The sequence below is a fragment of the Sphingobium sp. CECT 9361 genome (assembly GCF_918741285.1).
Lineage (GTDB): Bacteria > Pseudomonadota > Alphaproteobacteria > Sphingomonadales > Sphingomonadaceae > Sphingobium.
The window spans coordinates 91,554-114,961 of sequence record NZ_CAKKNC010000011.1 but is presented as its reverse complement, the minus strand read 5'-3'; the positions used below and the strand labels follow the sequence as shown (position 1 = coordinate 114,961).

Sequence of the window (23,408 nt, the reverse complement as noted above, 5' to 3'; positions counted from 1 at the left end):
CTTTCTTACAGAGGAAATAGATCGCACTGCCGCCCATAGTCGCCATGACACCAGCGGGAGGAGCGAGTCATTTCGAACCGGATTGCCATTGCAGAAGGACTGTTCACGGACGGCGATGCACCTTGCCTGATCGGTGGACGTGATCGGGAAACGGGACGTATCCTGTTCCCCTGTCCTTCGGACGCAACGCGGTTTGAAGCGGTCACTTTGCCGCGCAACGGTACGCTCTGGTCGTGGACTGTTCAGCGCTATCGCCCGAAGTCGCCTCCCTATGCAGGACCGGAGGCGTTCGAGCCTTTTGCGATCGGCTATGTCGAATTGCCTGATGCAGTGATCGTCGAAGCGCCGCTTACAGGCGTCGCGTTCGATGCGATTACGATCGGAATGCCGATGCAGACGGTTCTTAAACCGCTCAATTCCGACGCGCATGGCAACACCATCATGACCTTCGCTTTTGCTCCTCGCGATGTGGAGGCAGTACATGAGTGATGTCTATATTGTCGGCATCGGCATTCATCCCTTTGGACGCACCGACGGTCTGTCCGGCATTCAGCAAGGGGCGCATGCTGCGCGCGTTGCCCTTGCTGACGCAGGTCTGGAATGGCGCGACATGCAGTTCGGCTTTGGGGGATCGGATGCGTCGGGTAACGCCGATACTATCGTCAACGAGTTAGGGCTCACGGGCCTGCCTTTCATCAATGTTAAAAATGGCTGCGCGACCGGCGGATCGGCATTGATCGGTTCCTGGCAAGCAATCGCTTCCGGCCAGAATGAGGTTGGCATCGCTTTGGGCTTCGACAAGCATCCGCGCGGGGCGTTCAATGCCATGCCCGCCGAATACAGTCTGCCCGACTGGTATGGTGAAGTCGGCATGATGGTAACGACGCAGTTCTTCGCCATGAAACTGCAACGCTACATGGCTGCATATGGGATCACGCCTGCATCATTGGGTCGGGTTGCGGAAAAGGCGTTCGACAATGCTGTCCATGCCGATCACGCATGGCGTCGCGCGCCGGTCGATCTGGACACGATCCTCAACAGTCAGATGATCAGCGATCCGCTGACCAAATATATGTTCTGCTCGCCGGCGGAAGGGGGCGTGGCCCTTATTCTCGCCAGCGAAAAGAAGGCGCGTGAACTGGGTCGTGCGCATGTCCGGATAAAAGCCGCGGTCATCCGTACCCGGCCGCCCGGCTCCTTCGAAGTGTTTGCGCCCAGCATCGATGTAAAACGTGGTGGCGCTCCGACGCTGCTGGCGTCTGCGGCAGCCTATGAGATGGCAGGCATCGGGCCGCAGGACATCGACGTGGCGCAGTTGCAGGACACCGAGTCAGGTGCGGAAATCATGCATATGGCTGAAAACGGTTTCTGCGCGGATGGCGATCAGGAGCAATGGCTGGCCGAGGGGTGGAGCCGGATTGACGGCAAGTTGCCGATCAACACCGATGGCGGATGCCTCGCTTGCGGTGAGCCGATCGGCGCCTCGGGTCTGCGACAGGTGTATGAAAATGCCACGCAGTTGCTGGGGCGTGGCGGCGGCCGGCAAGTGCCTGGCGCCCCCAAGACGGCATATTCGCACGTATACGGTGCCCCGGGTATTTCCGGCGTGGCCATTTTGGAACGATAGAAATGGACCTCAATTTCTCTTCAGAAGATGAAGCCTTTCGCACTGAAGTGCGTGCGTTTCTGGACGATAATCTGCCCGAGTATCTGCGCGCCGGTATGCGTGCGACGCCGTCCGTATTTGTGGAACCGGATATCGGGCGCGAATGGCAGCGCATTCTGTATGAAAAAGGATGGCTGGCTTACAATTGGCCGCTGGACTGCGGCGGCACCGGATGGACGACGGTCCAGCGCTACATCTTCGAAAAGGAATGCGCGCTTGCCGATGCGCCCGGCTTGCCGGTGCTGGGCCTCAAGTTGCTCGGCCCAGTTATCTGTCGCTTTGGCACGGCGGAGCAGAAGGCAGAGATTTTACCCCGCATTCTTAATGGCACGGACTATTGGTGTCAGGGCTTTTCGGAACCCGGTGCAGGGTCGGATTTGGCCAGCCTCAAGACCCGAGCAGAAAAAAAGGACGGCCATTACGTCATCAATGGGCGCAAGCTCTGGACGACCCATGCGCATCACGCTTCGCATATATTCTGCCTGGTTCGAACCAATCCGGATTGCAAGCCGCAGGCTGGCATCAGTTTCATTCTGGTCGACATGGCGCAGCCCGGTATCGAGGTCCGCCCCATCAAAGGGCTGGCTGGCGATCATGAAGTCAATGAAGTCTATATCGACGATGCAATCGCGCCTTTCGAGAACCTTGTCGGAGAGGAAGGGCAGGGGTGGACTATCGCGAAATTCCTGCTGGAGAACGAACGCGGCGGCGCATGCCATGCCCCCAAATTGCTCGCCGATATTCGTAAGCTACGTCAGGCCGCCGCGCGTGAGCCGGACGGCCTTGGGGGCTCAATGGCGGAAGACAGCGCGTTTATGGCCGCGCTTGCATTCGCTGAGCTGGAGAGCCAGGCGCTGGAAATGACGGAGCTGCGTGTGCTTGCCGAAATGGCGAAAGGGCTTCCTCCCGGCCCCCAGACATCGCTGTCGAAGATGATTGCATCGACGCTTCGTCAAAAGGTCGATGGACTTGCGGTGCGCTTGTTCGGCTATGCAGGGCTGGCGCTGGAGGAGGTCCGCCCCCTCTATGGCAATGACAGTCCAGAGCCGCTCTACGGTAAAGAGGCGCAACTGGCCGCGCCGCGCTATCTTAACAGTCGCGCATGGACGATCTTCGGCGGAACCAACGAAGTCCAGCGGACCATCATAGCTAAAACTGTGCTGGGACTGTAACTTTGCCCAACTCATATAATCGGACGGAAGAGGACCATCATGCAACATAGCCGCGAAGCGCTGCTGCAAGCCTATCGCCAGATGAAGACCATCCGGGCGTTTGAAAATCGCTTGCATGACGAAATTGCATTGGGCGAGATCGCTGGGTTCACCCATCTGTATGCAGGACAGGAAGCCTGCGCCGTGGGGGTGTGCGAGCATCTGGGGCCGACCGACTACATCATCTCAACGCATCGCGGCCATGGGCATTGCATCGCCAAGGGTTGCGATGTCCTCGACATGATGAAGGAAATCTACGGCAGCCGCGAAGGCCTTTGTAAAGGTCGGGGCGGCTCCATGCACATTGCCGATGTGAATGTCGGGATGTTGGGGGCCAATGGCATCGTGGGTGCTGGTGCCCCTATCGCCGTGGGTGCGGGTATATCAGCCAAGGCGAAGGGCACGGTCTCCATTGCATTTTCCGGCGATGGCGCTTGCAATCAGGGCACGACCTTCGAAGCGATGAACATGGCCGTGGTGCTCAAAGTCCCGGTGATCTTCATCTACGAAAACAACCATTATTCCGAGCATACCGGCGTGGCTTATGCTGTCGGTGCGGATAGCATTCTCGACCGCGCTGGCGCATTCGGCATGAAGACGTTCAAGGCGGATGGGATCGACTTTTTCGCTGTCTATGACGTGATGCGCGAAGTCATCGAATATTGCAAAGCGACCAATCTGCCTGCCGCCGTTGAACTGGATACCGAACGCTATTTCGGCCATTTCGAAGGCGATCCGCAGCGCTATCGCGGTCCGGGCGAGCTGGATCGCATTCGCGAAGAGCGCGATTGCCTTAAGATATTCCGCCAGAAAGTGACCGAAGCCAAGCTGTTGGAGGGCGCGGACATCGACGCTGTTGACGCCGAAGTCATGGCCTTGATCGAGCGCGCCGTTACCGAAGCCAAGCTCGCCGAAAAACCACAGCCCGAGCATGTCCTTGAAGACGTGTACATCAGCTACTGACGCATAGGGATCACGACACATGGCTATCAAGATGATCCGCGAGGCGATCCTCGAAACGATCGACGCAGAAATGGCGCGCGATGAGAATGTCATCATGCTGGGCGAAGATATCGTCGGGGGCAACGGCGCGCCCGGAGGCCCGGAAGCGATAGGCGGTATCTGGAGCACGTCCACTGGCCTTTGGGCGAAATATGGTCCGGACCGGGTGATCGACACGCCGATTTCCGAAAGCGCCATCATTGGTGCGGCAGCGGGCGCTTCGCTTACCGGCAAGCGGGCAATTGCCGAGATCATGTTTGCCGACTTTATCGGCGTGTGCATGGATCAGATCTGGAACCAAGTCGCCAAGTTCCGGTATATGTTCGGCGGGAAATCAACTTGTCCTATCGTAATCCGGATGGTTTACGGCGCAGGCTTCAATGCCGCTGCCCAGCATAGCCAGTCGATACATGCGATGGTAACGGCGATGCCGGGCCTGAAGGTCGTGATGCCCAGCACCGCTGCTGATGCCAAAGGTTTGCTGACACAGGCAATCCGCGACGACGACCCGGTTATCTTCCTGGAACATAAGGCGCTGTATGCCGTGAAAGGGGAGGTGCCGGATGGCGAATATCTCATCCCGTTCGGACATGCGCGGCACGTGATGCAGGGCGACGACATCACCATTCTTGCCACGGGCATGATGGTCGGCTTCGCGGAAGCGGCGGCGAGGCAACTGGCCGAAGACGGCATCGGCTGCGACATTATCGATCTTCGGACCACCAGTCCGCTGGACGAGGAAGCGATCCTCGACAGCGTGGAGCGCACTGGTCGCCTGCTGATTGTCGATGAAAGCCCGCCCCGGTGCAGCCTTGCCACCGATCTATCCGCGTTGGTTGCGAACAAGGCGTTCGCTTCTTTGCGTGCACCCATAGAGATGGTGACGGGGCCGCATACGCCGATCCCGTTCGCGCGCGAACTGGAGCAGGCATATTTGCCTTCTCCGGACAAGATCACCGCCGCCGCCATCAAGCTCATGTCCTACAAGCGGGGATGACAGTCATGGCCAATCTACGCGCATTCACGATGCCCAAATGGGGCATAGAAATGACGGAGGGCGTCGTTGCCGAATGGATGGTCAAGGAAGGCCAGCCTTTTGCCAAAGGCGATACCCTTGCGCTTATCGAGACCGACAAGATCACCAACGAAGTCGAGGCAGAAGCGGATGGGATGTTCCCGCGCCTGCTGGCAGAACCGGGTAGCACATGGCAGGTTGGCGAGCTTATCGCGGTACTGGCGGATGCCGGTGACACGCCTGCTGCGGAAGAAGTGGATGCATTTGTATCAGGCTTCAAGCCGGCCGATAATCGTGTAGCGTCCAAGGCAGGCGAAGCGGCTAAGACGGCATCGGCCGCAGCGCCTCCTCCGCCGCCAAAGAAAGCGGCCAGCATCGGTTCCGACGTCAATATATCGCCAGCCGCGCGGGCACTCGCCGAGGAAAAGAGTGTCGATATCTCTGGCATCAAAGGGTCGGGAGATAAGGGGCGCATTACTCTGCAGGACGTGTTGCAGGCCAGCCTGGCCGACGCACCTGCGTCTTTGCCCGTCAGCGGGGGTAGTCCGGTAGACCTGACGCCTATCGGCAATGCACTGGACGACATGTTCGCCAGCCCGCTCGCAAAGCGACTGGCGGTGCAGCACAATATCGATCTATCGGGCATCAGCGGCACAGGCCCACGCGGTCGTATTTGCAAGGCGGATGTACTGGCGCGGGTAAAGATTGAAGCCCCGGCAGAAGCGGCTCCCGTACCTACCTTTGCGCGGCCTGCGGCGGGAACAGCCGAAATCGTCAAGATGTCGCCGATGCGCAAGGCCATCGCCAAGGCGCTCAGTCACAGCAAATCCACGATCCCACATTTCTATCTGCGTTCAGAAGTGCGGATCGATGCTATCCTTGGTCTGCGTGCACAAGCGAAGGCCGCAACCGGTGAAGCGCCCAGCATCAACGACTACATCATTCGGGCGGTCGCAGTTGCCCTCACGCGACATCCTGACGTGAATGTGCAAGTGCATGGCGACGAAATCCATCGCTTCGGGAGCGCCGATATTTCTGTGGCTGTGGCGACGGATAAGGGATTGATCACGCCCATCGTTCGTGGTGCGGATCGCCTATCTGTCGCTGCCATATCGCGTGAGGTGAAGGCGCTGGCAGAGAAGGCGCGGACCGGAAAACTTTCAGCGGAAGAGTTTCAGGGGGGCAGCTTCTCAATCAGCAACCTGGGCATGTTTGGTATCGATCAGTTCGACGCGATCATCAATCCGCCACAGGGTGCCATTCTCGCCATCGGTGCGGGCAAGCGCCAACCGATTGAAGTGGGACATGCGCTGGCTTTTGCAACGGTCGTAAAGCTCTCTTTGTCTTGCGATCACCGCGCCATCGATGGGGCTGTCGGCGCCGATTTTATGCGAACGCTAAAGGGATTGATTGAAGAACCGACAGTGGTGTCAGGTTCATAACGCTGGACATAAGACAGAGTTATTGATCTAGATTAAGATAAATACGGTGATTATTCATACACTTGATCAGACGCATTAAGATATTTTTTTTGTCTTGATCCTATGCCTGTGCCGATGGTGCAGGCGTTAGATCGGGTCTTGACGACAACAGGGGTAAGGCAGCCCTGGCATCTGCGCATTTACGCGCTGGCCGCGATCGCGGCGGTGGCTGCTTTCGCGACCGCCGCCGCCTATTTGGATCTGCTCGTAAACGTCCCACTGCTTTATGCATGGGGACTTAGCGGAATTTCTATTATAGGATTTCTATGGGCGAGTGTCCGCCTGATGCGGATAAAAGTGGCCTTGGCGACATTATCCGATCGCGCGCAATTAGCCTCCTTCAATCAAAGAGCATCTTCGAGCGTCGACACTCTCCTTAATTGTCTCGGCGCCTATATCGAAGCCAACATCGTTCGCACTGCCGAATTAGATCACCGCAATGCCCAGCGTCACGGCGTTACCGGCCTGCCCACGCGCGAACCTTTGATAGAAGTTATTGGCGAACAAACGGAAGGGGGCACCCTGGGGATCGTGGAATTGTGCGATTTCGATCGGCTCAGCGCCTTCGATATTGCCTTGGCCGATCAGGTTCTGAACGACGTTGCAGGTCGATTGCGCCGGATGGTGGGCGACAACCGCTTTCTGGCGCATGTCGACCGCGCGCGCTTTGCAATCTGGTATGGCGGTCCGGCATCCGAAATAGCGCGCAATGAGTTTGATGCTGTCTGTTACGCGCTACGCGACCGGATCAAATTCGACGACATCGACATGCTGCCGCAGATCAAGTCTGCATGTGCCTTTCAGGGCGGCCAGCCTTTTGTCCCCGCCGCGCTGTTGGCCCGCACGATTGCGGCATTGTCGGACACCCAGTCGGCTGACACGCATGTGACTGAGACCTATGCCGTAGAAAAAGCACGTAGTTCATTTTTGCTGGAGCAGGATTTGCGACAGGCGGTCGCGCGAAATGAACTCGAATTATGGTTTCAGCCCTTCATCGATGCAGCGGCACGCCGGGTGTGCGGGGCGGAGGCATTGCTGCGCTGGCGTCATCCCAAGCATGGCCTGATTGCGCCAAACGCTTTCATCCCGATGATGGAGCTAACCGGTCTTGCCGATGAAGTTGGCCTGTGGACACTCAACGCCGGATGCAAGGAAGCGCGAGAATGGTCTCGACAAGGATTGGGTGTTGTAAAAATTGCTATCAATCTTTCCGCTCATCAGCTTGCCGACAATACGCTCGATCGTGCGGTTGAGCGGACGTTGCAGCGGCACGATCTGCCAGCGGGGCTGCTCGAACTGGAACTTACCGAAACCGTTGCCGCGGTCGATTCCGATGATGCCAAGCAACTGTTCAAGAAATTGCGTGCTCTTGGGGTTTCTATTTCAATCGACGATTTTGGCGCCGGCTATTCCAGCCTGTCTTATCTGAAAAAGCTTGAGTTCGATAAGCTGAAGATCGACCGTGAATTCGTAACCAACGTCGATCTCCAGCGCGACAGTCAGGCAATTTGCCAGAGCATCATAGCGCTTGGCCGAGGTCTGGGCATCGCTGTCCTGGCGGAAGGCATAGAGCGACCGGAGGAATATAGCTGGCTCCGGCGACATGGCTGCGAACTGTTTCAAGGCTATTACTTCTCGCATCCTATTCAAGCGCCGCAATTTTCCGATTTCGCACGAAACCGCGACCATATCGTTTCCCTCACCGATCTTTCCCCCGCCGCTTTGCAAAAGCGTCTGACTACGAGTGTCCTATGAATCATCCATTCCCAATGCGCGCGCGCTCAAAGAACCTGGCAGCTTGCGTGCTGATCGCTGCCGCCTTGTCAGCCTGTTCTCAAAAGCCGGGTAAAACGTCATCGGCTCCGGTCATGATCCAGCCCGTGTCCAATTCCCAACAGATTGGCGATGTCATTGCGCTACTGGATAGCGGTGATCGGACAGCGGCGGAAAAGGCGCTGAAATCGATGCTCAAACGCGAACCCGGCGACATAGAAGCAGCGGTTCTGCTTGAAAGCATCGCGGTCGATCCCGCTGAGGCACTGGGTACGCGGAGTTTTGAGTATAGGGTTCAGCCGGGCGACACGTTCCTCGATCTCGCCAAGCGCTTCCTTGGCAATCGCCTCAAATTTTATACGCTCGCCCGCTATAATGGCGTCACGGTCCCGGCATCTCTCAAGAGCGGGACGACCATCCGGATTCCGGGTGAAGCGCCGCGTCCCGCAGCCGTACCTCCCGTAATGAACAAGCCTGCGCCGGTGCGCGCTGTGCCCAAAGTTGCGCCAAAGGCACCCGTTGCCGATCCTGCGCGTGCCGCCAAGCTTCGCGGGCAGGGGTTGATGCTGCTCAATCAGGGGCAGGTATCGCGCGCCGTCGTCATTCTCCATCAGGCCACGGTGCTCGATCCTGGGAACATGCTAATCAAACGCGATCTTGCCCGTGCGCAACGAATCCGCAAGACGGTCAAGGGCAAGAAATGACCGAGCCAAACTGGATCGGCCGGTATCGTCTTGAAGGAGCGATCGGCGAAGGCGCGATGGCGCATGTCTATCTTGGGCACGATCCAAGCATAGACCGCCCCGTCGCCATCAAGGTTCTGAAAGCCGGGTATCGCGAAGACCCCGAAGTCGTGAATCGCTTTCTGGCGGAATCCAACGCCGCCGGAATGTTATCGCATAGCCATATTGTCACGATCTACGACGTCGGCGAGGCGGGCGGTGTCCCCTATATCGCGATGGAGCATCTTTCCGGTCGCCCTCTGGATGTTATCATTGAGGAGGCGGGGCGGATCGGTGTCGAGCGGACGCTGGGGCTTGCGATACAGATAGCGGATGCGCTGGATTATGCGCATAGTCGCGGGGTCGTGCATCGCGACATAAAGCCGTCGAATATCATGATCTGTAATAACGGTCAGACGGCCAAGTTGCTCGATTTTGGCATAGCGCGGGTCGATGCGCGGGATGACGCGCGCAATACCCGCGACGCCCAGCGTACGATGGCCGGACAGGTGATGGGCACTCCCCGCTATATGAGTCCGGAACAGGCGATGGGCATCCCTGTCGATGCACGTAGCGATCTGTTTTCCTTGGGTGCGCTTCTTTATGAAATGGTGGTCGGGAAGCCGGCTTTTCCTGGCACCGGCCTCGCTACGCTGGCCATTCAGATCGCTCAGTCGGATCCCTTGCCTATCGATAAGCTGGTGCGGGATTGCCCGCGCGGGCTCCGCTATATCATCGGTAAGTTGCTGGCAAAAAAGCCTGCCGACCGATTTGCTACGGCTGCCATACTGCGTCAGGCGCTGGAACGGGAGCAGGCTGCAATGGCTCAGGAGGCCGATGTATCGCGACGCGGTTTGGCATTGCGTTTCAAGCTGCCGTTGATCCTGGCCTGCACCTCGGCAATCGCTCTCGCGCTGAGTGTAAGTCTTGTGCTGGACCGTCAGAGAGAAACGATGACCGATGTCGTGCTGGCCTCCGGTGCGTCTATGACCGATTTCGTTGTGCGCAACGTCGCGGTCAGCATGGCAGACAATGCCGGCTTGGCGCCAGCGGAGCAGGACTGGCTACCGCTTCAGACCTTTGTAGAGGGTGCGGTGAAGGATCGTAACGTCAAGAACATGATTGTCGTCGACGACCGGGGAATCGTTCGTGCAGCCGGGCAACGGGCTCAGGTGGGCACCCGATATCGCGCATCGCTCAGCAGACAGTCTGCAGATGGGGCCGTTGGCAGCGATGGCATTCGCTTTGTCCGCAACGTCCGTTACGCAGGCGTGGATTTCGGCAAGGTCGATGTGCTGATCGACCGGTCGGCGCTCGATGCTGCCATGGCGCGCGCGCGTTTCTTGCTGGTCGCGTTGTCGCTGTTCGTCGTTGGGGTGATTGGCGGGATTGGCTATTTCAGTGCTCGCCATCTGTCGAAACCGCTGCGCCGATTGCGTGAGGCGATGGACGACGCGGCCGCAGGGAACACTGCCTTCCGCTTGTCTCACCGCCGCAGCGATGAAGTGGGCAAGCTATTTGATTCGTTTAATATTCTTGTCGGCACGCTGGCCGATCATATGCCCGAAGGTAATCCGGTTGCCGATGCGCAGGCGATGTTGCGTACCCGCCTGGGTGGATCGCAACACAACGACAAGACAGGCCAGAAGGCAGCGTAGGAAACCGCAATGTACATCTTCAAGCTGTTCGAGAAGGACCAGATGCATCAACCGGTCGATGCACGTTTCCTTCAGGAAGGAACGATGACGATCGGTCGCGATCCTCAGGCAGACTGGGTCATGAACGATCCGATCTGCGAGATTTCGCGCGCCCATTGCGCGTTTTCGGTGGAGGCAGATGCTCTCATTCTGCGCTGTTTCGGTGCGAATGGCGTTTTTGACGGAGTGTCCGATCAACGTTTGCCCGACAATAGCGATATCAAGATGGCGCTGCCTAAAACCATTGGATTTGGTCCTTATACGTTGGTGGCGGATTATGCCGTTCAGGCGCGTTCGACTATCGAGGATGGCAAGACGCTTATCCTGTCGCCGCCGCTGGGGACATCCATTGCCGTACCGACCGACTGGGTAGACGATGCGGGGGAGCATTATGCGGGCGGTCAGGGGTCTCTGCTCGAAGCGTTTTGCGAAGGGGCAGGAATACACTCTTCCGCGTTTTCAGGAGAAGATCCAGAAGAAATCATGGCGCGGGCGGGTGCCGTATATCGCCAGATGGTGCTTGGCATTGGCGATCTGATGGCCGAGCGAGAGCGTGTGCGCGGGCGATACCAACTGGCTCGAACGACGATTGGCGGAGCGGACAATAATCCCTTCAAATGGGCCCCTACGCAAAGATTGGCCATCGATCTGCTGCTTATGGGAGACCGAGGCTTCCTGAGCGGCCCTTCCGCGCTGAAAGCCTCTTTTCGCGATATCAAGAAGCATTTGATTGCCACCTTCGAAGGGTTGCGCGCTGCCTTGCGATTATCCGTCGAAACATTCGAACCCGCCAATGTCGAGGAAGCCGCAGCGCAGCGCCAGACGCTGATGAAGGGCAAAGCGGCGGCAAGCTGGGAAATCGCTTGCGAACGGCAGGCGGAATTGATGGCGCAAATTGCGGATGGCCAAGATGGCCGACTGAACCGTGCTTTCGTTCAAGCCTATGATGCCGCAGCATCCGCGCTTGAAGAGGACGAGAAGTGAAAATGTTCGCTTTGCGCAAAACGGCGCAAGCCGGGGCGCTTACGATCCGCTCCGTCGCGCGTAGCCACATCGGCAAAGTGCGTAGCGTGAACGAGGATCGACTGCTCGATTGCTCGGATCACAGGCTATGGGCGATTGCCGATGGCATGGGGGGCCATCATCTTGGTGATAAAGCCGCTACTATGGTGGTGCGTGCGCTCGCACAGCTTACTGAAACACCTGAAGTCACACGTTCGCAATCAATCATAAAAGCGCTTGAAAGCGCCAATGCCGACATTCTGGCAATGGCAAAAGCGGCTGGTCATATTTGCGGATCCACGGTTGCTGCGCTTCATGTTCAAGGACGGGAAGGCACCATCTTCTGGGCAGGGGACAGCCGGATATATCGGCTTCGTAGTGGAAAGCTGGAAAGACTGACACGCGATCATAGCGTCGTGCAGGACATGGCGGACAGGGGTATAATAACGGAAGCGCAGGGTCGCAGGCATCCGCAGTCCAATGTGATCACCCGGGCTATCGGTATCGAAGATCGCTCCGATCTTGAACATGCTGTGTGCAGCGTAATGGCAGGCGATGTATTTGTATTATGTTCCGATGGGCTGTCAGGGGCGATCGATGACGCATGGTTGATGGGTCTACTTACGACCAGTATAGATAATTGCGCCAACCAATTGCTCAATGCCGCTCTTGAGGCAGGAGGGCACGATAATATATCGTTTATATTGCTGCAGGTTACGTGACACCCGCCGCCATTCAGGCGAGTAACGCAGGTCAGCACATGATAATCAAGGTTCGCCTATTGTGAAACTATCCGACGATTGACGGCTCCGGCTCTTTAATCGCTATGGCCTCGTTGCAATCCAGCACCGGTTTCAGAAGGAGGCTGACAAATTTAAGGCCGTTGCGCTTCCCAACGACAGCACTGAAATCCCAACAACGAACCACATGGCCGGCTTTCCGCCAGTCGCTGACCATGCAATAGGCTTCGACCTTCAAATCGCGATTGTCCTCCGCTCGCTCGATGTACACGTTGTTTAGATAGTGGCGCCATGCGCCCCCTCCCAACTCGTGGACCATCTCGGGAATTTTGATAATTTCCTCGCGACCCTTAAAGCATCCTAATCTGGGTGCGTCGATGTAGCCGTCCGTGGTGAAGAGCTTGGCCCAGCGGTCCACCGCATTATGGTCGAGAGCGTGGCAGAATCGGCTTAGCAGATCTTGCACCTCAAGCCGGGTTTGAAGATCGATTGCAGAGAAAGCGCTCAACGACTGGAGCTCCTTTGTGAAGATGCTATTTCGCTTGCTAAGCCTCTAGACGTCCTAGATTGTCATATCAGTGGGCATTCCGGCAAGTGTTTAATCCTGAATAAGCCGTTTGAATGAAAGGTTGACCAGTGGGGCACCGTAGCAGCCCATTGGCCTCCGGCATCACCGAGGTGCAGCAACCCCTTTAGTATACAGTCCTCACAGGCTCGCCTTGACAAATTCAGCAATAAAACCACACTAGAACAAATCATGAACATTCTTGCCGCCGATTCGTCTTCAACTCTTGCATTCCTGCGTGGCCACATTGCGACGTTGGAACGAGGGCGTACGGCGGACATGCCCGCTATGCTTGCCAGTGGCCATGCCGCGCTGGATGCGGCGCTTGGTGGAGGGCTTCTGAAAGGTCGGCTGCACGAACTGTTCGGCGCAAATGTCGAAGACTCAGGCAGCTCCGCAGGTTTCGCTTTGTTGCTCGGTTTGCTGGCAGGACAAGGGGGGCTGCCTATGCTCTGGCTACGCACGAACAAGGCAGAGAAAATTGGTGGGCATCTATATGGTCCGGGTTTGGCGGCGCTGGGTTTTGATCCTGCAATGCTGTTGCTGGGCGTAATGCAGGATGAAACAATGCTCTTGCGTGCCGCGTCGGATGCGTTGCGCTGTGCGGGGCTTGCTGCGGTGGTGATCGAATGTTGGGGCAATCCCTCCGTCCTCGATCTCACTGCGAGTCGTCGACTGGCCCTCGCGGCTGAAGGATCGGGAGTCATTGCGCTGCTTCTGAGACTGGATGCGCAACCTGCCCCCAGTGCTGCAGAAACGCGTTGGCGGATCGCCTCCGCGCCTTCGATCGATCCCTTAGGGGAAAGATTGATGGGACCAAGCGCCTTCGACCTTGAATTGCTGCGCCGCCGAGCTGGTCCCGATGGATTGCGGTGGCGGCTGGAGTGGAACCGTGATCGAAGATGTTTTGAAGACCCCGGACAGGCGGCGCTTTCTGGCGCTTTGGCTTCCCTTCCTGTCGCTGGACCGGCTACGGATCGCGCGACCGGATATGTGGAGGCCGCTGCCTGACCAGCAAGTGCCCCCCACTGCCTTTGTCGAGAAGGTACGTGGCGCCATGCGACTATGCACGCTGGATAGCGATGCGATGGCATTGGGTCTTGCTCCCGGGATGGCGCTGGCCGATGCGCGCGCGCAAGTCCCCGAACTGCGAGTATTCGATGTCGATGCGCATGCCGATCAGGATTGGCTGGAACGACTGTGCGATGGCGCCGCGCGCTACACACCTATGGCGGCAGTCGACCCACCGGATGGATTGATGCTCGACATCAGCGGTTGCGCGCATCTTTTCGGAGGTGAAATCGCGCTGATGGAGGATGCTGTTGCCCGGTTGCTACGCCGAGATATTCGCGTCCGCGCTGCACTGGGGAATACGGCCGAGGCCGCCCATGCGCTCGCGCGTTTCCCCGGGCGCCCCGCGCCTGACGAAGACGCTGCGATTCGCCGCTTGCCCGTAGCGGCGCTTCGCCTTCCCCCTGACAGCGAAGCTTCATTACGGCGTGCGGGCCTGAAAACCGTAGGCGAGGTAGCCGCACGTCCTCTCTCTACCCTTGCCGCACGCTTTGGCGCTGAGGCGGTCGATGCGCTACACCTGCTGCTAGGTCAGGCCGCGCATCCTCTCAATCCGCGCCGCGTAGCACCCGCTATTCAGATCGATCATCCCTTTGCGGAACCCGTCGCGCGCACCGAATATGCAGTGGCTGCGCTGGAGCAGTTGGTGGCCCAGGCCTGCGTGCAGTTGGGCGAGCGGGCGCAAGGGGGGCGTCGTTTCCACGCCACCTTCTTTCGCAGTGACGGCCTGGCCTTTCCGCTACGCGTCGAAACCAGCCTGCCAGTGCGCGATCCGCCCGCAATAATGCGCCTCTTTGCCGAGCGGATGGAGAGTGTGTCGGATCCGCTCGATCCTGGTTTCGGTTTCGATATGGTGCGTCTGGCAGTGCCGCGGGCTGAGCCACTTGCGGCCAGTCAGTTGGCGCTGGAAGGCGGCGCAGCGAAGGAAGGTGCAGATGTCGCCGCGCTGCTCGATGCTCTTGCCACTCGTGCCGGGCGCAATCGCGTCTTGCGCCTTGCCCCTGTCGATACCCACATTCCCGAGCAAGGGCAGCTTGCTCTTCCCGCAATCGAAAGCCGCGGCCCTGCCCAGTGGCAAGCGCCCCCCTCCGAATATCCGCACGCCCCGCCGACCCGTCCGATCCATCTGTTCGATCCGCCCCAGCGTATCGATGTCATGGCGCAGGTGCCGGACGGCCCGCCGCACCGTTTCCGCTGGCGGCGCGCGCTTCACGAGGTCACGCGCTTCGAAGGGCCGGAACGGATCGCTCCGCAATGGTGGAAGATTGCGGACGGTCAGCTTGAAAAGCCCGAACAGGACCGCTTTCTTACCCGCGACTATTATCGCGTGGAGGATGCGCGGGGCCGGCGCTTATGGATATTTCGCCACGGCCTGTACGGCACTGAACGGTCCAATCCCGCATGGTACGTGCATGGGCTATTCGCATGAAGCGCGGCCGCGATCCGGCGCATGTAAAGGCCGCCGACCCGCGGGGGCAGCAGGCAAGTAAGTCTACCCGTCTGTATCTGCGTCAGAAACAGACCGAAGGCCCTGACTGTGCTGAACTTGTCGCCGCCACAAACTTTTCCTTCCTGCGCGGCGCCAGCCACCCCTCGGACATGGTGGGGCGGGCAAATGAGCTTGGTCTGAAAGCCATCGGCATTGCCGACCGCAACAGTGTGGCAGGCGTGGTCCGTGCGTGGAAAGCACTAAAGGATGCGCCGAACAGAGCCCGTAATGAGTGGATCGAAGAAAAGAAGAAACGCGGAGAGAAGCCAGAACTCACTCCAGAAGAAAGTGCCGCATGTGAAAGCGATCTGCGGCTGGTAACGGGCGCACGGTTGGTTTTCGTTGACGGTACGCCGGACATCGTGGCCTATCCGGTCAATCGCGATGGCTGGGGTAATCTGACCAAGTTGCTGACAGTCGGCAACATGAAGGCAGTCAAAGGCGACTGCATCCTGACCTTCGACGACTTGCTCCTTTATGCGCGCGACCTGTTGCTGATCGTGATGCCGGGCGATACCGCCGAGGTGCAGGAAGCGCACAGAAAGCCAGTGCCCTTCGAGCCTGCACAGCAGCCCATGCCGGTGTCGCATCTCCGCCTGCTCCCACCCAGCGGGCTTGAAGCCACTCTGCGCCGCTTATCCCGTCACGCGCCAAAACGCGTATGGCTTGCCGCTACATTGCTGCGAAACGGGTCGGACGAACGAAGACTTGCCGAGCTTATAGCCGTATCGAAGGCAACGGGCGTGCCTCTGCTGGCAACCAATGATGCGCTCTATGCCGAACCGGACCACCGACCGCTGCACGACGCGCTGACATGCATTCGTCATGGCGTGACTCTGGCTGACGCGGGACGCAGGCTGGAAGCGAATGCAGAGCGTCATCTGAAACCCGCTACCGAAATGGCACGCCTGTTCCGCCGCTGCCCGGAAGCGGTTGCCCAAACGATCGAATTTCTGTCGCGCATCCATTTTACACTGGATCACCTTCGCTACCAATATCCACGCGAGCCAGTACCGGAAGGAAGAGATCCGGTCGATTGGTTGGAGGAAATTACCTTCACCGCTGCCTATGCGCGTTACGGGTACAAGCTACCGTACAAGTTGAGGACATTATTAAAGGAGGAATTCGATCTCATCCGTTCCCGCCAATATGCCTATTACTTCCTGACCGTATACGACATCGTCGCGTTTGCGCGCAGTCAGGAACCGCCGATATTATGTCAGGGCCGGGGATCGGCTGCCAACAGCATGGTGTGCTTCTTGCTGGGCATTACCTCTGTCGATCCCATGCAGCACGATCTGCTCTTTTCGCGCTTCGTATCCGACGATCGCGATGAACCGCCAGACATCGACGTCGACTTCGAGCACGAGCGTCGGGAAGAGGTCATGCAATATGTCTATGAACGCTACGGGCGCGAACGGGCAGGCATTGTGTCCACCGTCATCCATTATCGCTCCCGCAGCGCCGTGCGGGAGATGGCCAAGGTGCTTGGTCTCAGCGAAGATGTTTCAGCGCGCCTCGCCAGCACCATCTGGGGCAGTTGGTCTGGCGATATGGGTGACGCGCGCATAGTGGACGCTGGGTTCGCGCTCGACAATCCTCAGATCGTGCGCTTGCGCGCGTTGGTCGATCAGTTGATCGAAGCGCCTTTTCCGCGTCACCTGTCTCAGCATGTCGGGGGCTTTGTGCTGACGCAGGATCGGCTGGATGAGACCGTGCCGATCCTGAACGGCGCAATGGCCAACCGCAGTTTCATCGAGTGGGACAAGGACGACATCGATGCCCTCGGCTTAATGAAAGTCGATGTGTTGGCGCTGGGGATGCTTACCTGCATCCGCAAGGCGTTCGACCTGATGGAACAGAATGGCTTCGGCAGGATGCACTTGACGGTCGATCTCGCCTCCGAAGACAAAGATGTTTATGCGATGCTGGAGGAAGGCGATAGCATCGGCGTGTTTCAGGTCGAAAGCCGGGCGCAGATCAATATGCTGCCGCGCCTGAAGCCGAAATGTCTCTACGATCTGACGGTTCAGGTGGCGATCGTTCGGCCAGGGCCGATCGAAGGCGACATGGTGCATCCTTATCTGCGACGCAGGGAAGGAGCGGAGAAAGTAACATTTCCCTCTCCGGCATCGCCGCATCCCAGGGATGAATTGGTACATTTGCTGGGCAAGACTTTCGGTGTGCCGCTGTTTCAGGAACAGGCAATGAAACTCGCCATCACAGCAGGGGGCTTCACAGCGGGCGAAGCCAATCAATTGCGCCGTGCGATGGCGACATTCCGGAATGTCGGGGGCATGGATAAATTCAAGGAGAAGCTTGTCGGAGGCATGGTAGGGCGCGGCTATGAAGCGGATTTTGCCGAACGCTGCTTCAAACAGATCGAAGGGTTCGGCAGCTATGGTTTCCCGGAAAGCCACGCACTTTCCTTTGCCCGACTTGTGTATGTTTCCGCCTGGATAAAATGCCATCATCCGGCCATCTTCGCCTGTGCATTGCTCAATTCGCAGCCGATGGGCTTTTACGCTCCGGCGCAGATCGTCCGTGATGCGCATGAGCATGGTGTGCCGGTGCATCCTGTGGACGTAAATTTCAGTTGCTGGGACAACGCCGTTGAGCGCGCGCCTATCGCTCGGCGCGACACTCAGGACTGGCGCACGGTACAGAGACTGACCCACGCTCTCCGGCTGGGTTTTCGGCAGATCGACAGTTTCCGCAAGGATTGGGCGCAGCAACTGGTCGCAGCGCGCCGCACAAATCCCTTCACCAGCATCGAAGACATGGCGCGCCGCGCGCATCTTCCGGACCGTGCATTGCGCCTGCTGGCCGATGGCGATGCATGTCGTTCGCTGGGGCAGGACCGGCGCGAAGCGCTATGGGAAGTGCGCCGCACTCCGTCCGATGAGCTTCCGCTTTTTGCGGCAGCCCGCACTCGCGATCTGTCCGCGCGAGAGTTGGGGGAAGAGCCGGACGCATTTCTGCCTGCGATGCCGCTAAGTGAGCAAGTCGCCATTGACTATCAAACAGCGCGGCTGAGCCTTAAAGGCCATCCGATGCAGTTTCTCCGCAACGATTTCGCAGCGGAAGGCGTCTTGAGTTGCGCGCAGATCAGCGCCGCCAAAAGCGGCACGTCCGTTCGCGCCGCCGGGATCGTGCTGGTCCGCCAGCGTCCTGGCAAGGGCAACGCCATTTTCATTACGCTGGAGGACGAGACTGGCGTTACCAACATATTGCTATGGGCGCGCCTGTTCGAAATGCAGCGCCGCCCGGTGATGGCCAGCCGATTGATGATAGTGGAGGGCGAGGTTCAACGCAGCAAGGAGGGCGTGGTGCATGTGATGGCTACACGCATTCATGATCGGACGGCGATGCTTGACCGCTTGTCAGATGCCGGTCCGACACCCATCGACATTGGCGCATCGGACGAATCTCTTCCTTCCCCAGGCGCTGGCTTTAATCCTCAAAAGCATCCGCGGGATGTGCGGATACTGCCAAAATCGCGGGACTTTCACTAGCGTAAGTCTCGTCATGCGTACGCAATGTACCTCTTCGACGGTTGAACCGGGGGCGGAAGCCTCCCTTATCCCTTCCTGCCACGGTCAGCGGCAACCGGGCGCGAGAAAGCGACTGCGGTAATCCAGCCCATCACTGCGCAGCCGCCCAGCCAGATCAGAAAGGCAGAAGGGTCGCCGCGCACGATGCAGATGAACCCTGGCAATAGTACGCAAAAGGTCAGCAGGCGGCGCTGGGCGGGGCTATGCCCCTCACCGGACTGGTGCGCAGCCCGACGCCTTTTGGGGTCGCCCAGCGCGATGGCCAGAATGAACGCAGCAGAAAGCGCCAATGCTATGACGGCGAGCGTGCTCATTTATTCGGCCGCCTGCAACGTCATGGGGCGGTGAACCACAGGGCGCGGTTTCCACAGTTCCGCCAATGTCCATGCGCCTGCCACGATAAAGGCGATGTCGAGGGTAACGATAATAGGCTGATGCGCGGCAATGGCGGTGGACCAGCCGGGACCGCCGCTTAGCAGCCTGAGCAGCGGGAGAAGGAGCATCATAACACCCGTGCCGATCCGCAACGCGCGGCTGAGCCATGCTGTATTGGGAGCCAGGCATCCTGCAAGGATGGTCGTGGCCGTCCCGATCAGAAATCCTGCCGGCGTCCACCAGATCGCAGTTCCCAAAGGCATGGCGACAAGGAAGGCGGCAGCGGACGAGGCAAGCGCAAAAGGAAGGCCCAGTCCGACGATCATATTCGTCCGCTCCAGCCATGCAAGCGAACGCGAAGCACTTTCCCGTCGAGACAGCCATAGGCACAGGCCGGTATAGGTGACGTAGCACATCGCAAAACCCAGCCCGAACCAGATCGCCTTCGACACCATGCCCGCAAAATTACCGAAATGCAGAGGGTACATGATTGCGGCCAGCGTACCGCCAGTGGATGGCTTGGGGCCGATCAGGGGCTTCACTTGCTCAAAGCGAGCGGTGGCGCCGTTGTAGAGCAACGTCATCGGCGCAATGGCGCCGCTCTTGGGTGAATGGTACGTCGTCACCTTCGAGTCCGCTCGGCCGAAATTCTCGATCGCGACGAAGGTCGGGACCGTCCCTGCGCGTGCGATGGCATCGCTGCTGATGCGATCGAAATTGCCGATCCCAGTAGGGCGGGGGTCTGGCTTTCCAGGGTTGCCGAATACGGTTTCCTGAAGCACTTGCTGGTTGCCTCCAAACGCAGCCATGGCGACGATGGGAACACCGACCGTTCCAAAGAAGGAGAAGAAGCTGCCCGTAAAGGCGAGGATGAACGCGAAGGGCAAGCTCCATGTACCGGCCACGCTGTGCTTGTCGCGATTGACGAGCACCGGATTGGCATTGCGCCGAAGCGTGAAAATATCCTTGAACAAATGGCGATGGATGAGAAGGCCGGAGACTGCCGCGATCAGCATCGACAGGCCGACAATGCCCGTCAACAGCAGCCCCCAGGGATTGGGAAGGTGCAAGCGGACATGCGTCTCGACAAGGAACGCACTAAGCGCATTGTCGTTGCGCGTGCCATAGACTTCCTCATCGGTTGCAGGACGGCGATCCGTCACGCGGCCATCCTTGCCCAGCGTATAATATATACCCCGGGCTATAATTTCGCCCTTATCCATCTCATGCCGATGGAAGAAAATGCCCAGATCATGATCGCCGATTTCATAAAGGTCGACGCCTTCATGATATTTTGCGGGAGTTTCGGCACCCAGTTTTCGCAAGGTATCGCCCAGCGGGCGTTCGAAAGAGGATTGGGTCGACACATGGCCCGCGGACCAGATACCGATTTCATCGGCAAAGACCGCCGCCGTGCCGGTCAGGACGACCGCATAGAGGAGCAGGCCCAGCAGGATACCCGACCAGCCATGCACGGCGACCATCGTCTTGGTTTCATCCTTGGGCAGACGGATCATGAATGGACCTCCGCAGACGGTAGCTGTGTGTCGAAGAATTTATGCGCGATCAATCCGGCATGGACAAGAAACAGGCCAAGGGAAATGAGTGCAACGCGCCCCAGCCGTCTATCAAGGCATGCGTGGAAGAAAAGCGCCGTCCATATCAACGGAACAAGGATCAGCGGCAGTACGATGTTATCGATGCCAGCAGCGCCGCCCGGCAACCACAGCGCCATGCCAGCCATCACGACGAGCGCAACGAGGACTGCGCCCGGTCCGGCCAGCGCTATACGGATCCATCGACGCGACCGTGGCGACATCCTCTCCTTCCCCCTTAGTATTTCAGGCTGATGGTGCCGAGCACCGTACGTGGCGCACCATAATAGCCCTGATCGAAATTGAGCGCAGTGAGATACTTGGTGTTGGTCACATTTTTCAGATTTGCGCTGATCGACAGATTATCGGTGATGCGATAGCTGGCGAGCAGATCCAGCAGCGCATATTTGGGCTGGGTGATCCTGATCGGGGCGCCTGTCGTCACCGATACGGTGCCTGGCTCCAGATAGATCTTGCTCTGATATTGTAGTGACGCGCCGACCTTCAGCGCAGAAAGGGCGGGCGGCGAGTAAGTGACGTTCAGGCGGCCCAGATTGCGGGGAACGAAAGTACGAACGGGTTCGTCATTTTCGCCCCGCACGCGCATCAGCGTGTAGCCGCCGGTTGCTTGCAACCCCGGCAGGACTTGTCCTGCAAATTCGAACTCGATCCCCTGCGATGTGGCATCCACTCCGCGATAGACCGTCTGACCGATGGTCGCGTCAAACCCGGCCGATTCCGCCGTATTCTTCTGACGTGCCTGGAAGATCGCCAGGCTTGCGTTGAGGCGACCGCCGAGCCATTCGGCCTTGAAGCCGCCTTCGATATTGTCGCCCTTGATCGGGTCGATCAACTTTCGTGTAACGGTGGTTTGCGTCTGCGGGTTAAAGATCGTTGCGAAGCTTGCATAGGCGCTAATGTTATCGTTCAGATCCAGCGTCGCACCGACGAACGGCAGGAAGCGCGTCAGATCATATCGCAGGTTCGTGCCGTAAGAGAAGCCATCGCTTGTCGCATGGGTCACGTTGCCGCCGACCATGACCTTCAACGGCTCGGTCAGGTTGAAACGGACCAGGCCATAGGCCGTTTCGCGCTTGGTCGTGCGGTCACCGCTGAGGGCGAAATTGGTATTGTAGGTCGTAGGAAAATTGGGTTCGGGGAAGCTGCCATTGAAGATGTCTTTAAGGGGTAGGACGACACCGACTGTGCTGAAGTCGTAACTGGATGTCTGGACATAGCGCTGCGCACTGCGGTTGACGCCGAACATCACGTCATGCTCGCGGCCGAACGCCGAGACTTTGCCCGCAACATACGCATCGATCGCAAGGTTGCGTGTCTGTGCTCGGAATGCGCCCGGATAGCTGCGCACGTTCCCGCCGATTGTAGGATCGTTGAGAGCTGGGTCGATACCGTCCGGGAAGGCTGCACTTGGATTGTTGTAAACGTAGAACAGCTTGTCGTCTTCGCTGATGGCCCGTCGGATCACGGTCAGTTTGGCATGCCAGTCGTCGTTGAAATGGTGGACGATGTCTCCGAAGATCTGCCTGTCCGTTACGTGCCAACCCGCCCAGTCAGGACCGGTATTGGCGGAGCGAGGCAGATCGATGCGCGTGCCATCCGTGTAATAGATCGGCAGTGCGCCCCACATGGCACCCCGGCTCCGGTGATCCTGATGACCGTAGCCAACCGTCAAGGTGGTCTGTGGACCCAGGTCGGCCTCGACAATGCCATAGCCCGTCCACCGACGCAGCGTATAGCGGTCGAGATAGCTGTCCTCATCGAGATAGGCGCCTACTGCGCGGGCGCGGATGCTGCCGTCGCTGGTTAGCGGTACGCTGACGTCGCCGTCCAGCCGAAGATGATCGAACGACCCATATTGGACACTGCCGCTCGCCTGCATTGTTTTGGTGGGCCGCTTGCGGATGAAATTGACGACTGCAGAGGGGTTGCCGGTTGAGGACAATAATCCCGGTGCGCCACGCACAACGTCGATATGGTCGTAAATGGCGGTGTCGATCGATCCTGTCTGTACCTCGAAGGCAAAGGGCAGGCCTATCCCGTCCACCTGAAACGTCTGGATGTCGAAGCCGCGCGCCGAATAATATATGCGATCGGTCTCCTGCGCCTGAACCTGCACGCCGGGCACTGTTTTCAGCAGGTCGTTAATGTCGTTGAGTTTGAAATCTTCGATCTGAGCGCGCGTAACCACGCTGACCGATTGCGGCGTTTCCCGTTGCGACAGAGGAAAGCGCATCGTGGTGGTCTGCTTCTTGACAGCATAGTCATCCTGTCCCTCGGTGCGTTGCCCGGTCACGATGATCTGGTCTTCAGCAGTCTCTGCGATTGGCGCGGCAGCAGGCTGGGTGGATACAGCGGCGGCGGCAAGAAGCGAAAGCAAGGCAGGCATATGAAAAGTTCCCTGACGTTTCAAAAGCCCATAATAATCTGGC

19 protein-coding genes are annotated in these 23,408 nt (G+C 58.5%); 14 read left to right on the top strand and 5 right to left on the bottom strand.

Going from position 1 to position 23,408, the window contains the following annotated elements:
• Positions 1-69: 69 nt before the first annotated feature.
• The 11 genes from LQ220_RS15825 to LQ220_RS15775 all read left to right on the top strand — a co-directional run bounded on the left by LQ220_RS15825 (position 70) and on the right by LQ220_RS15775 (position 12,291).
• On the top strand, positions 70-489 hold the full coding sequence (locus tag LQ220_RS15825) for an OB-fold domain-containing protein (RefSeq protein ID WP_230189164.1): 420 nt from the start codon (positions 70-72) through the stop codon (positions 487-489).
• Positions 482-1,627 carry a thiolase family protein gene (locus LQ220_RS15820; protein ID WP_230189140.1) on the top strand — a complete coding sequence of 382 codons (1,146 nt, stop codon included), beginning with the start codon at positions 482-484 and terminating at the stop codon, positions 1,625-1,627. Before LQ220_RS15825 ends, LQ220_RS15820 begins: the two co-directional genes overlap by 8 nt.
• A 2-nt stretch (positions 1,628-1,629) precedes the next feature.
• The gene (locus tag LQ220_RS15815; RefSeq protein WP_230189139.1) at positions 1,630-2,838 is read left to right on the top strand and encodes an acyl-CoA dehydrogenase family protein; all 1,209 of its coding nucleotides are present in this window, start codon (positions 1,630-1,632) and stop codon (positions 2,836-2,838) included.
• A 39-nt stretch (positions 2,839-2,877) separates the two neighbouring features.
• Complete coding sequence (locus LQ220_RS15810) at positions 2,878-3,840, top strand: thiamine pyrophosphate-dependent dehydrogenase E1 component subunit alpha (protein ID WP_230189138.1); 963 nt, start codon at positions 2,878-2,880, stop codon at positions 3,838-3,840.
• 19 nt (positions 3,841-3,859) lie between these two features.
• Entirely contained in the window at positions 3,860-4,876 is a 1,017-nt protein-coding gene (locus LQ220_RS15805) for an alpha-ketoacid dehydrogenase subunit beta (protein ID WP_230189137.1), read from the top strand.
• Between the two features lie 5 nt (positions 4,877-4,881).
• A complete protein-coding gene (locus LQ220_RS15800; protein ID WP_230189136.1) occupies positions 4,882-6,336 on the top strand; it encodes a dihydrolipoamide acetyltransferase family protein in 1,455 nt (484 codons plus the stop codon).
• A 342-nt stretch (positions 6,337-6,678) separates the two neighbouring features.
• A complete protein-coding gene (locus LQ220_RS15795; RefSeq protein WP_230189135.1) occupies positions 6,679-8,130 on the top strand; it encodes an EAL domain-containing protein in 1,452 nt (483 codons plus the stop codon).
• Between the two features lie 125 nt (positions 8,131-8,255).
• Positions 8,256-8,852 carry a LysM domain-containing protein gene (locus LQ220_RS15790; protein ID WP_230189134.1) on the top strand — a complete coding sequence of 199 codons (597 nt, stop codon included), beginning with the start codon at positions 8,256-8,258 and terminating at the stop codon, positions 8,850-8,852.
• Positions 8,849-10,528 carry a protein kinase gene (locus LQ220_RS15785; protein ID WP_230189133.1) on the top strand — a complete coding sequence of 560 codons (1,680 nt, stop codon included), beginning with the start codon at positions 8,849-8,851 and terminating at the stop codon, positions 10,526-10,528. Before LQ220_RS15790 ends, LQ220_RS15785 begins: the two co-directional genes overlap by 4 nt.
• A gap of 9 nt (positions 10,529-10,537) precedes the next feature.
• Entirely contained in the window at positions 10,538-11,551 is a 1,014-nt protein-coding gene (locus LQ220_RS15780; RefSeq protein WP_230189132.1) for a type VI secretion system-associated FHA domain protein, read from the top strand.
• A gap of 2 nt (positions 11,552-11,553) precedes the next feature.
• Positions 11,554-12,291 (top strand): protein phosphatase 2C domain-containing protein, encoded by a 738-nt coding sequence (locus LQ220_RS15775; RefSeq protein ID WP_230189131.1) that lies wholly within the window; start codon positions 11,554-11,556, stop codon positions 12,289-12,291.
• A gap of 67 nt (positions 12,292-12,358) precedes the next feature.
• Here the strand turns inward: LQ220_RS15775 and LQ220_RS15770 are convergent, their stop codons facing one another.
• The gene (locus LQ220_RS15770; protein ID WP_230189130.1) at positions 12,359-12,817 is read right to left on the bottom strand and encodes a nuclear transport factor 2 family protein; all 459 of its coding nucleotides are present in this window, start codon (positions 12,815-12,817) and stop codon (positions 12,359-12,361) included.
• A gap of 249 nt (positions 12,818-13,066) precedes the next feature.
• Here LQ220_RS15770 and LQ220_RS15765 point away from each other — a divergent pair, with 249 nt between their 5' ends.
• Genes LQ220_RS15765 through LQ220_RS15755 form a run of 3 tightly spaced genes read left to right on the top strand, consistent with a single transcriptional unit; the run spans position 13,067 to position 18,949 of the window.
• Entirely contained in the window at positions 13,067-13,885 is an 819-nt protein-coding gene (locus LQ220_RS15765; RefSeq protein ID WP_230189129.1) for a hypothetical protein, read from the top strand.
• Complete coding sequence (locus LQ220_RS15760) at positions 13,866-15,374, top strand: DNA polymerase Y family protein (protein WP_230189163.1); 1,509 nt, start codon at positions 13,866-13,868, stop codon at positions 15,372-15,374. Before LQ220_RS15765 ends, LQ220_RS15760 begins: the two co-directional genes overlap by 20 nt.
• Positions 15,371-18,949: an error-prone DNA polymerase gene (locus tag LQ220_RS15755; protein WP_230189128.1), complete on the top strand. Its 3,579-nt coding sequence runs from the start codon at positions 15,371-15,373 to the stop codon at positions 18,947-18,949. Before LQ220_RS15760 ends, LQ220_RS15755 begins: the two co-directional genes overlap by 4 nt.
• Before the next feature lie 65 nt (positions 18,950-19,014).
• On the opposite strand, the gene LQ220_RS15750 is transcribed toward LQ220_RS15755, so the two are convergent.
• The 4 genes from LQ220_RS15750 to LQ220_RS15735 are packed head-to-tail and all read right to left on the bottom strand — an operon-like array spanning position 19,015 to position 23,365.
• Positions 19,015-19,302 (bottom strand): hypothetical protein, encoded by a 288-nt coding sequence (locus LQ220_RS15750; RefSeq protein WP_230189127.1) that lies wholly within the window; start codon positions 19,300-19,302, stop codon positions 19,015-19,017.
• Complete coding sequence (locus tag LQ220_RS15745; protein ID WP_230189126.1) at positions 19,303-20,880, bottom strand: PepSY-associated TM helix domain-containing protein; 1,578 nt, start codon at positions 20,878-20,880, stop codon at positions 19,303-19,305.
• Positions 20,877-21,182, bottom strand: coding sequence for a hypothetical protein (locus LQ220_RS15740; protein ID WP_230189125.1), 306 nt, complete (start codon positions 21,180-21,182; stop codon positions 20,877-20,879). The genes LQ220_RS15745 and LQ220_RS15740 overlap by 4 nt, the downstream gene beginning before the upstream one ends.
• A gap of 14 nt (positions 21,183-21,196) precedes the next feature.
• On the bottom strand, positions 21,197-23,365 hold the full coding sequence (locus tag LQ220_RS15735; RefSeq protein ID WP_230189124.1) for a TonB-dependent siderophore receptor: 2,169 nt from the start codon (positions 23,363-23,365) through the stop codon (positions 21,197-21,199).
• Positions 23,366-23,408: the final 43 nt, after the last annotated feature.

Bases quoted from the DNA above. Each gene is read 5' to 3' on its own strand.
- LQ220_RS15820 (WP_230189140.1), top strand. From the start codon at position 482: ATGAGTGATGTCTATATTGTCGGCATCGGCATTCATCCCTTTGGACGC.
- LQ220_RS15815 (WP_230189139.1), top strand. From the start codon at position 1,630: ATGGACCTCAATTTCTCTTCAGAAGATGAAGCCTTTCGCACTGAAGTG.
- LQ220_RS15810 (WP_230189138.1), top strand. From the start codon at position 2,878: ATGCAACATAGCCGCGAAGCGCTGCTGCAAGCCTATCGCCAGATGAAG.
- LQ220_RS15805 (WP_230189137.1), top strand. From the start codon at position 3,860: ATGGCTATCAAGATGATCCGCGAGGCGATCCTCGAAACGATCGACGCA.
- LQ220_RS15800 (WP_230189136.1), top strand. From the start codon at position 4,882: ATGGCCAATCTACGCGCATTCACGATGCCCAAATGGGGCATAGAAATG.
- LQ220_RS15785 (WP_230189133.1), top strand. From the start codon at position 8,849: ATGACCGAGCCAAACTGGATCGGCCGGTATCGTCTTGAAGGAGCGATC.
- LQ220_RS15780 (WP_230189132.1), top strand. From the start codon at position 10,538: ATGTACATCTTCAAGCTGTTCGAGAAGGACCAGATGCATCAACCGGTC.
- LQ220_RS15775 (WP_230189131.1), top strand. From the start codon at position 11,554: ATGTTCGCTTTGCGCAAAACGGCGCAAGCCGGGGCGCTTACGATCCGC.
- LQ220_RS15765 (WP_230189129.1), top strand. From the start codon at position 13,067: ATGAACATTCTTGCCGCCGATTCGTCTTCAACTCTTGCATTCCTGCGT.
- LQ220_RS15760 (WP_230189163.1), top strand. From the start codon at position 13,866: ATGTGGAGGCCGCTGCCTGACCAGCAAGTGCCCCCCACTGCCTTTGTC.
- LQ220_RS15755 (WP_230189128.1), top strand. From the start codon at position 15,371: ATGAAGCGCGGCCGCGATCCGGCGCATGTAAAGGCCGCCGACCCGCGG.
- LQ220_RS15750 (WP_230189127.1), bottom strand. From the start codon at position 19,302: ATGAGCACGCTCGCCGTCATAGCATTGGCGCTTTCTGCTGCGTTCATT.
- LQ220_RS15745 (WP_230189126.1), bottom strand. From the start codon at position 20,880: ATGATCCGTCTGCCCAAGGATGAAACCAAGACGATGGTCGCCGTGCAT.
- LQ220_RS15740 (WP_230189125.1), bottom strand. From the start codon at position 21,182: ATGTCGCCACGGTCGCGTCGATGGATCCGTATAGCGCTGGCCGGACCG.
- LQ220_RS15735 (WP_230189124.1), bottom strand. From the start codon at position 23,365: ATGCCTGCCTTGCTTTCGCTTCTTGCCGCCGCCGCTGTATCCACCCAG.